8 protein-coding genes are annotated in these 9,452 nt (G+C 57.9%); 6 read left to right on the forward strand and 2 right to left on the reverse strand.

The annotated features are described in order from the left end of the window. The first annotated feature begins 107 nt into the window (after positions 1-107). From EFAMC2_RS05945 to EFAMC2_RS05970, 6 genes are read left to right on the forward strand one after another with little or no spacing between them, the layout of a single operon-like run. On the forward strand, positions 108-1,904 hold the full coding sequence (locus tag EFAMC2_RS05945) for a class I SAM-dependent DNA methyltransferase (RefSeq protein WP_154027929.1): 1,797 nt from the start codon (positions 108-110) through the stop codon (positions 1,902-1,904). Positions 1,905-1,906: 2 nt separating this feature from the next. Continuing rightward, the gene (locus EFAMC2_RS05950) at positions 1,907-3,169 is read left to right on the forward strand and encodes a restriction endonuclease subunit S (RefSeq protein WP_154027930.1); all 1,263 of its coding nucleotides are present in this window, start codon (positions 1,907-1,909) and stop codon (positions 3,167-3,169) included. Positions 3,170-3,171: 2 nt separating this feature from the next. Further along, positions 3,172-6,264: a type I restriction endonuclease subunit R gene (locus EFAMC2_RS05955; RefSeq protein WP_154027931.1), complete on the forward strand. Its 3,093-nt coding sequence runs from the start codon at positions 3,172-3,174 to the stop codon at positions 6,262-6,264. Beyond that, entirely contained in the window at positions 6,265-6,921 is a 657-nt protein-coding gene (locus tag EFAMC2_RS05960) for a hypothetical protein (RefSeq protein WP_154027932.1), read from the forward strand. It begins immediately after the preceding gene. A 58-nt stretch (positions 6,922-6,979) separates the two neighbouring features. Further along, positions 6,980-7,408, forward strand: a complete 429-nt coding sequence (locus tag EFAMC2_RS05965) for a hypothetical protein (RefSeq protein ID WP_154027933.1) — start codon at positions 6,980-6,982, stop codon at positions 7,406-7,408. Positions 7,409-7,419: 11 nt separating this feature from the next. Further along, positions 7,420-7,815 carry a TIR domain-containing protein gene (locus EFAMC2_RS05970; protein ID WP_154027934.1) on the forward strand — a complete coding sequence of 132 codons (396 nt, stop codon included), beginning with the start codon at positions 7,420-7,422 and terminating at the stop codon, positions 7,813-7,815. A 127-nt stretch (positions 7,816-7,942) separates the two neighbouring features. On the opposite strand, the gene EFAMC2_RS05975 is transcribed toward EFAMC2_RS05970, so the two are convergent. Together EFAMC2_RS05975 and EFAMC2_RS05980 are read right to left on the reverse strand one after the other, a co-directional pair. Then, positions 7,943-8,368: a plasmid mobilization protein gene (locus EFAMC2_RS05975; RefSeq protein WP_154027935.1), complete on the reverse strand. Its 426-nt coding sequence runs from the start codon at positions 8,366-8,368 to the stop codon at positions 7,943-7,945. Positions 8,369-8,373: 5 nt separating this feature from the next. Continuing rightward, entirely contained in the window at positions 8,374-9,444 is a 1,071-nt protein-coding gene (locus tag EFAMC2_RS05980) for a site-specific integrase (RefSeq protein WP_154027936.1), read from the reverse strand. Between the last annotated feature and the right edge of the window lie 8 nt (positions 9,445-9,452).

The raw sequence follows: 9,452 nt of genomic DNA on the forward strand, positions 1-9,452 counted from the left end.
CACCTTGCGCGACGCGGCGAAGGAGGAGGCGGCCCTACGGGGTATGAGCTTCTCCGCCTTCGTGCGCACGTGCATGATTGAAGAGCTTGCGAAGAAGGGAAAATGACGTGTCTGCAAGTGACGATCTTATCAAGGCCGTTGGCGCCAATATTCAAGAGAAGGCATCTCTCATTTGGAGTGCCGCCGATACCCTGCGTGGCCCCTACAAGCCTCATGAGTACGGCCTGGTCATCCTTCCTATGACCGTTATCAAACGCTTCCACGACTGCCTTGAGCCCACGCACGATGCCGTTCTCGCCGCAGCTGAGAAATACAAAGCCTTTTCCGTGAAGGACGGCTTTTTGCGCGATGCCTCCGGCTACCCCTTCTACAACACCTCTAAGTTCACCTTCGAGACGCTCAAGGCCGACCCGGAGAACATCGAGGACAACTTCAAGGACTACATCAACGGGTTCTCGGACAACGTGCAGGACATCTTGGCGCGCATGAAGTTCGCCGACCAGATCGAACGCCTCTCCGACCCAGACGCCCCACTGCTCTACCAGGTCGTCTGCGACTTCTGCAAGCCGCAGGCCGACATGTCGCCCGACAAGATCAAAGCTGTGGACATGGGCTACATCTTCGAGAACCTCATTCAGCGCTTCTCCGAGTCCTACGACGAGGACGCCGGCGCTCACTTCACGAGCCGCGACATCGTGTACCTCATGACCGACCTGCTCATTCAGGCGGACCCGCACGTCTTCGACGGCGACCGCATCACGAAGACCGTCTACGACCAGACCATGGGAACCTCGCAGATGCTCGGCTGCACCGAGGAGCGCCTGCGCCAGCTCGATGCCGAGGCCCGTGTAACCTGCTACGGCCAGGAGTTCAATCCCTTCACTTTCGGCATCGCGAAGGCGAGTGCGCTCATCCGCGGCGAGGACGACGCCAACATGCGCTTCGGAGATACCCTCTCCGCCGATAAGTTCGATGGCTTCAAGTTCGACTACTGCATTTCCAATCCACCCTTCGGTGACCCGTGGAATCCTCAGGCCCCCTCGGTGGAGAAGGAATTCAAGACTGCCGGCGGTGGACGCTTCCCCGTTGAGAAGCTTCCCGCCAAGGGCGACGGGCAGATGCTCTTCGTGCTCAACGGCCTGTCTAAGCTCAAGGACGACGGCGTGATGGCGATCATCCAGGACGCCAGCCCGCTCTACAAGGGCAAGCCCGGCAGCGGCGAGGACAGCATCCGCCGATACGTGTTGGAGAACGACTGGCTCGACGCCATCGTGCAGCTGCCCTGCGACTCGTTCTACAACACCGGCATCGCCACCTACGTTTGGCTCTTCAGCAAGGCGAAGGCACCGGAGCATCGCGACCATGTGCTGCTCATCGATGCCTCCCGGTGCTTCGAGAAGCGCCGCAAGGGCATCGGCGACAAGAAGAACGACATCACCAAGTCCTGCCGCGACCTCATCGTCCAGGCGTACTCCGAGTATCGCGACGACACCTGGACGGGCGCCGGGTCCAACGGACTGGAGGTCTCCGTTGAGGCGCGCCTGATGGAGACGGTCGAGTTCGGCTTCAACCGCGTTGCCGTGGAGAGCCCCGTTCTCGACGAGGACGGGACGCCCGCCCTCAACAAGCGTGGGAAGATGCAGGCGGACAAGGCCAAGGAGGACACCGAGGACATCCCGCTCACTCAGGACATTGACGCCTACATCGAGCGCGAGGTGCGCCCATACAACGAGTACGCCTGGGTGGACAAGAAGAAGTCCAAGGTGGGCTACACCATCCCGTTCACACGCGTTTTCTACAAGTACGCCGAGCTCGAACCGGCCGACGAGATCGCCGGGCGCATCCTCGAGCACGAGAAGACGCTCGAGAAGAGCCTCGAGGCGCTCTTTGGAGAGGTGCGCTAGCGATGCGGGAGATGAAGGACAGCGGATGCAATTACCTTGGGATGATTCCGTCATCTTGGTCGACAAGTCGCCTGAAGGGCTATTTCAAAGTATCGAGAACAACGGGCAGGCCTGACGCGACGGTCCTGTCACTGTACCGCGATTACGGAATAGTGCCAAAGGACAGCCGAAGCGATAACCATAATGTGACGTCGCTCGATACGAGCAAATACAAATTCGTTGAGGTTGGAGACTTTGTCATCAACAAGATGAAAGGTTGGCAAGGCTCTATGGCCTTGTCTGCCTACGAAGGCATAGTCAGTCCCGCTTACCATGTGTTTAAGTTCACCAGCCCTCTGTTGCTGCCGAAGTACGCGCACTATCTGCTGCGCTGTCGTTCTTACGCTGACGAGTGGCACAAACTGTCAACTGGTCTCAGGGTGGGCCAGTGGGACCTTCATGTTGAGGATTTTCTCAACACGCGGATTCCGGTTCCTTCGCTCAACGAGCAGCGCCGCATCGCGGACTGTCTGGATGAGAAGTGCGTCGAGATCGACCGTGCCGTCTCCGCCGCTGAGCGGTCTATCGAGGAATACAAGGCCTACAAGAACTCCATCGTTAACCAGGCCATTACCAAGGGCCTCGACTCAGATGTTCCCATGAAGGACAGCGGCGTCGAGTGGCTCGGAGAGGTGCCGTGCGAATGGACGATTCGCTACCCAAAGTACCTTTTCGCTGCACGCAAGGAAAGGGCGCGTGCTGCTGACGTAATGCTTACAGCGTCACAACATCATGGAATGATTCCTCAAAAACAATTTATGGCCGAGGAGGCGTATATGCCGATGCCGGTCGAAAAGGGACATGCCATCTTAAAGCACGTTGAGCCCGGCGATTTCGTGATAAGCATGAGAAGCTTTCAGGGAGGGCTCGAGTACAGCGCGTTGAGAGGAAAAATGAGCTCTGCATATCTCGCCCTCTATCCCTTAACTGACCAAACTGAAACATCGTATTATCGCTGGCTGTTTAAGTCACAATGCTATATCCAGGGTCTACAGACAACGACGAATCTGGTTCGTGACGGTCAGGCTCTCCGATACGCTAATTTTCTTAAGCTCTGGCTTCCCTTACCCCCGCTCTGCGAGCAGCGCTGCATTGCTGGCTACCTTGACGAGAAGTGCGCCCAGATTGATGCCGTTATCGCTGGTAAGCAAGCCATCATCGCCGACCTCAAGGCGTATAAGCAGTCTCTCGTCTACGAGGCCGTTACAGGCAAAAGGGAGGTCTAGCCATGTCTGCGCAGACCAAGGAAAAGAACCTCGAAGAGGATATCGAGGCGTTTCTCTGCTCGCCTGCGGGCGGCTTTCTCAAGTGCGATGATAAACACTCGCTTCTTTACGTCGAGGACGGCACCTATCAGGTGGTCAATGGCGGCTACATGGAGCACCGCGACCGCGCGCTCGATGCCGCCACCCTGGTCAACTTCATCCAGACGACACAGCCCAAGGCGTGGGAGCGTTTCGAGCGCATGTGCAATTCCGACCCTACCGCAAAGTTCGCCAAGGTCTTCAACGACGCCGTCGACCGCTTGGGCATGGTCGCGGTGTTCAAACGCGGTTTCAAGCACCGTGGGATTTCGTTCAAGGTCGTATTCTTCAAGCCTGAGAGCGGGCTCAACGAAAGCGCCGCCGACCGCTATGCCAAGAACGTCTGCCGCTGCATCCGCCAGTTCCATTTCGCCGAGACGGGCAACCAGACCGTCGACATGGTTCTGGACGTGAACGGCATCCCCCTGGTGGGCATAGAGCTCAAGGACCAGTTCACCGGCCAGGACGTCGAGAACGCGATGCGCCAGTGGCGCGAGGACCGCGACCCGCGGTGCCGCTGTCTCAAGTTCAACACGCGCATGGTGGCGTTTTTCGCCGTCGACCTCGAGAACGTCTACATGACCACCAAGCTGGAGGGCGCGAAGACCTTCTTCCTGCCGTTCAACCAGGGCTCCGCCGGGGCGGGAAACGACGGCGGCGAGGGCAACCCTGCAAACCCCGGCGGCTACGCCACGAGCCATCTGTGGGAGGTCGCCCTGCAGAAGGACAGCCTGCTCGACATCGTCAACAAGTTCCTTCACTTGGAAGTTAGGGAGGAGACGGAGCTCGATGCGCGCGGCAACGAGGTGAGGTGCAAGAAGGAGCGCATCATCTTCCCGCGCTACCACCAGCTCGACTCAGTGCGCAAGGTCGTTGCCGACGTGCGCACGAACGGGACGGGCAAGAACTATCTCATCCAGCATTCGGCAGGGTCGGGGAAGTCTAACAGCATCGCCTGGACGGCCTATCGCCTGGCATCCCTCTTCGTGGACGACGCTCCGCTATTCGACTCCGTGGTCGTCGTCACCGACCGTCGCGTGCTCGACAGTCAGCTGCAGGAGACCATCTCGGGCTTCGACCATGCCATCGGCTCGGTCGTGACCATCGGCAAGGACAAGACCTCGGCCGACCTGCGGGACGCCATCAACGGCGGCGCCCGTCTCATCGTCTCGACCCTGCAGAAGTTCCCCGTGATCTATGAGCAGGTCGAGAGCGAGGGCAAGCGCTTCGCCATCATTGTCGACGAGGCGCACTCGTCCCAGACGGGAACGAGCGCGCTCAAGCTCAAGAGCGCCCTTGCCGACAAGCGCGACGCGCTCGAGGAGTATGCCGAGATCGAGGCGGAGGCTGAGGATGCTACCGCCGATTGGGAGGACCAGCTCGCCAGCGAGCTCGCGAGCCACGGCCGTCACCGGAACCTGACCTTCGTGGCCTTCACCGCCACGCCGAAGGAGCAGACGCTCGAGATGTTCGGCGACGAGTGGCCCGACGGAACCTTCCATCCGTTCCATATCTACTCGATGCGCCAGGCGATCGAGGAGGGTTTCATCATGGACCCCCTCGCTAACTACGTGAGCTATTCGGAGGCCGTCGAGCTCGCGCGCACGGTCCCCGACAACCCCGACGTGCCGAGCAGTCCCACGCTCAAGCTGCTTCGCAAGTACAAGGAGCTGCACCCCTATGCCCTCGGCCAGAAGGCCGAGATCATCGTGGAGACGTTCCGCAACGTGACGCGCACCAAGATCAAGGGTAAGGGCAAGATGATGGTGGTGACGGCGTCGCGCCTCGCGACGGTGCGCTACTACCACGAGATCAAGCGCTATATGCAGAAGAGGGGCTACGACGACATCGAGGTGTTGGTGGCATTTTCCGGCGGCATCAGCGACCCTGCGGACGGCCCCGACGGCCCCGAGTACACCGAGCCGTCCCTCAACGTCGGCCACGACGGCCAGCGCGTCGCCGAGAGCCAGACGAAGGCCGAGTTCCACAACTACGGCGACGTGCTCGTCGTCGCTGAGAAGTACCAGACGGGCTTCGACGAGCCCCTGCTGCACACGCTGGTGGTGGACAAGAAGCTCAAGGACGTGAAGGCCGTCCAGACGCTCTGCCGCGTCAACCGCATCCATCCGGACAAGGAGGACACCTACATTCTCGACTTCGTCAACAAGCCCGAGGACATCCAGAAGGCGTTCGAGCGCTTCTACACCGAGACCTCGCTTTCCGAACAGATCAACACCGACCTCCTCTATCAGGTGCAGACCGAGATTCGCGGCTATGGGCTTTATGACGAGTCTGACATCGAGGCCGCGGCCGAGATAGTCTTCACCGACGGCAAGGGCAAGTCGCAGAGCAACGTGCAGGGAAAGCTCACCTCCATCTTGAAGCCGGCGGTCGCGCGCTACAACGAGCTGGATGACGACTCGCGCTACCAGGTGCGTCGCAAGGTGCGTAGCTTCTGCAAGTGGTACACCTACATCACCCAGATCGTGCGCATGTTCGACCGTGACCTGCATAAGGAGTACGTGTACCTGAGCTACCTGCGTCATCTCCTCAAAGTTGAGAAGATTCCCGTCGAAGCGGTGGACGACAAGGTCGAGATGCGCTTCTACAAGCTCAAGCGCGAGTTCGAGGGGAGCATCTCGCTCGAGGGTACTGGCGGAGTGCTCGAACCCGGCGGCTCGGCCAAGACTGTTGTGCCCGACAAGAAGCGCGACCCGCTGCAGGTGCTCGTGGACAAGTTCAACGAGCAGTGGGCGGGCAACTTCACCGAGGGAGACCGCGTGGTGATCGATACGCTATGGAAGCGCATCGCCGACAACCCGCAGGTCGCCGATACTATCCGCCGCGACGGCAGACAGGTCTTCGAATCAAGCCTGCTGCCCAAGGTGTTCGACGAGGAGGCACGTAGAGCTTACGTGGAGAACACGGACTCCTTCACCAGCCTTTTCGAGGATAGCGAGAAGTACCGTGCAATGATGAATGCTATTGGTCAGCTGCTGGTTGAGAAGTTCAGGTAATTGGTTATGCAGGAGTGGTGGAAAGAGCATATAGTCGAGGTTTTTGTTGGGGTCTTTACTCTTCTTAGCTATTTCGGCGTGTCGGCGACCGACTTACTCGGAGTCGCAAGCTACGCGAACTATGTTATGCCTTTCGTATATCTGGGTATCGGAGCGTTTATCGGTTGGCGGATTCATCGATATCAAAGCAACAGAGGAGCGATGGCGGCCTCGGTGCAATTCATCGGTTCTGGAAAGCAGAAGGAGCGGCAATCAAAGGAGGAAATAATCGAGGTTTTCTCGCAAGTCCCATTCGAAATCAAAGTGTTTCTGAAAGCATCGCTGACACACGGTTCGGTGTATAGAGACTGCCACGATCACAATTGGGATGCCTATTCCGAATGGCTTTCCCAGTTCATGACAATTACCAGCATTCGCAACGATATATTTCGTTGTTGCGTTCGGGATAACGTGAAATCTATGTTTGACGAGATTCCGGAATTGCTTGCCGACGTGCAGGAAGAAGACATGAGACTTCATGCCGTAAGGGGCGACGAAGGGGTTAAGCCACAGGTTTTTTCGTCCAGTCATCTTGTTTGGTGGTACTACACAGATGATGAGGATATGCCCGCTCCCATCAACTCGATTGGATTTATGAGACAAGTCCCATGGGACTAAGCCTCAGCAGGATGGTTGAGGAAACATGAATCAATAAGCAACAAGGAGCGATTTCGACATGGAAGATAGAGCCAAAGATACGAGTTATAAGTCCGACTTGCTTGAGCAATGGAAGACATGCGTAGAGTCGGCAGACCGAATCAGCCAGAGAAGGGATGCTGCGAACGGGCTTTTTACCACTCTGGGTATTGGCGTCTTGACGGCGTCAACGGCGATAGGTGGCTGCAAATCAATCCCTTTGCTTGTTGTCGGGATTGGCATCTGTGTAGTGTGGCTTTTATACATATCCTCGTTTAAAACGCTCAACGACGCCAAATTCGCCGTAATTGATTCAATGGAAAGCCAGATGCAAAGTAGACCCTTTGCAGACGAGTGGAAAGGGCTAACCGGCTCAAAAAAATACAACAAGCAAACGACAATCGAAAAAGCCCTTCCCGTGCTGTTTGGCTTTGTGTTTTGCTCAATGATCGTCTTGGTTTTGTTTTAGAAAGGACCAGCATGCAGTACAACCTTTTCATCAGCCACTCATGGACGTATTCGGACCAGTACCAGAGACTGATTAACCTCCTTGATTCCAAATATGGGTTTAACTACAGGAATTATTCGGTTCCCAAAGACGACCCTATTCACAATGCGGGAAGCGATTATCTCCTTCGCCAAGCCATTGAGCGTCAGATGAAACCTGCAAGCTGCGTCATTATTTTGGCTGGGGTTTATTCCACGTATAGCAAGTGGATCAACATTGAAATTGAGCTAGCTAGAAAAATGGGAAAGAAGATTATCGCTGTAGAGCCTTGGGGATCAGAGAGAACCTCTGCTGTCGTCAAAAACGCCGCAGACGAAATTGTCCGCTGGAACTCCGATTCAATTGTTCGCGCTATTCGAGGATTCTAATAAGATAAAGCCGTGATTTGATTTCTGTACGGATGACTTTAGACCAGGACCACGGAGAAGGCTGGTCGAAACTCCTTGTTCAATCAGCCTAAGCTGGTCTGGTAATGAAATGAGCCAATCCTTAGCATTAGCTGCGCCCCATTCCGAAGATGCTTGCGGTGTTGGATTCTGCATGCATTACGGTTGCCGCCGGCTCCTCCAAAGGTGCGGCTTGTTGCGACGTTTCTGCCGTCGGCGCGTCAACCTCCTCGCCGAGCGCTAAGAAGAACCCCATCACAAGCTCGGCCCTCTGCTGCAGGGACTCGCTCAACTCGTCGTAGGAGGCCGCCAACCGTACTTCCTTGGTCAATTCCACCATCGAGTCCTTCAACGCTTTCTGAACGCTTACGGAGGGCCTCACCTCAACCTGGGTATCGGTGAGCTTGGCGATGATGTAGTCCTGCCTGTTCATGCCGCTCCAGGCGGCCATCTCGCATATGAGCTTGTGCTCCTCGGGCGCGCAGCGGAACGCCATCGTCTTGCTGCGCTTGCGGGCGCTGTTCTCGCACGGCATCCTTCTTACCCCCTCGCTCCGTCGAGCGCGGCGGCCATCTCGTCCTGCTTCGTGGGGAACAGGTGCGCGTAGCGGTAGGTGATGTCCACCGCCTCGTGGCCCATGCGCTCGGCGATGGCAAGCGCGGAGAACCCCATCTCGATCGGCAGGCTCACATGGCTGTGGCGTATGTCGCGTACGCGGATGCGCTTCACGCCCGACGCCTTGCACCCGCGCTCCATCTCATGGGCCAGGAAGTGCTTGGTCACGGCGAACAGGCGCTCGTCGGGGGCGACGTCGTCGCGCATCTCGATGAAGCCCGCCATCTCGTCGCGAAGGAAGGCGGGCATGACGATCGTGCGCACCGACTTGGGCGTCTTGGGGTCGGTCACGGTGTCCACGCCGTGGAGGCTCTGGTACGACTTGTTGATGCGCAGCCGGGAGCTCTCCAGCATGAAGTCGGACGGAGTGAGCGCCAGGAGCTCGCCGCAGCGGATGCCCGTCCAGTAGAGCAGCTCGAAGGCGTGGAACGACAGCGGCTTGTCCATGACGGCCTCGCTGAACCTCAGGTACTCGTCCTTGGTCCAGAACTGCATCTCGCCGCCCTTCTTCGAGCCTATCTTGTCGACCCTGCGCACCGGGTTGTCGGTGAGGCCGTAGTAGCGCTCGGCGTGGTTGAAGATGGCGTTGAGCTGGTTGTTCACCGTGCGCAGGTAGGTCGGCGCCCAGGGCTTCCCGTCGGCATCCCTGTGCTCGGTGAGCTCGTTTTGCCATCTGATGACGTCGATCGGCCTCACGTCGCACATGCGCATGTCCCCGAAGAACGGCACCAGCTTGTCGTTGATGATGTACTCCTTGGTGATCCACGTGTGCTCGCGTATGCGCGGCTTCACCTCTGAGGCGTACACCTCGACGAACTCGGAGAACGTCATGTCCATGGCCCCGCCGTTCAGGCTCTTGAACTGGCCTTCCCACACGGCGGCCTCCACCTCGGAGGAGAAGCCGCGCTTCGTCTTGTGGCGCTTCGAGCCGCGGGCGTCGCGGTAGTAGCACTGCACGTAGAACGTGCCGTTGTTGTCATCCTTGTACACGGGCATGTCAGTCC

The organism is Olsenella uli, from assembly GCF_901212655.1.
Classification (GTDB): Bacteria; Actinomycetota; Coriobacteriia; order Coriobacteriales; family Atopobiaceae; genus Parolsenella; species Parolsenella uli_A.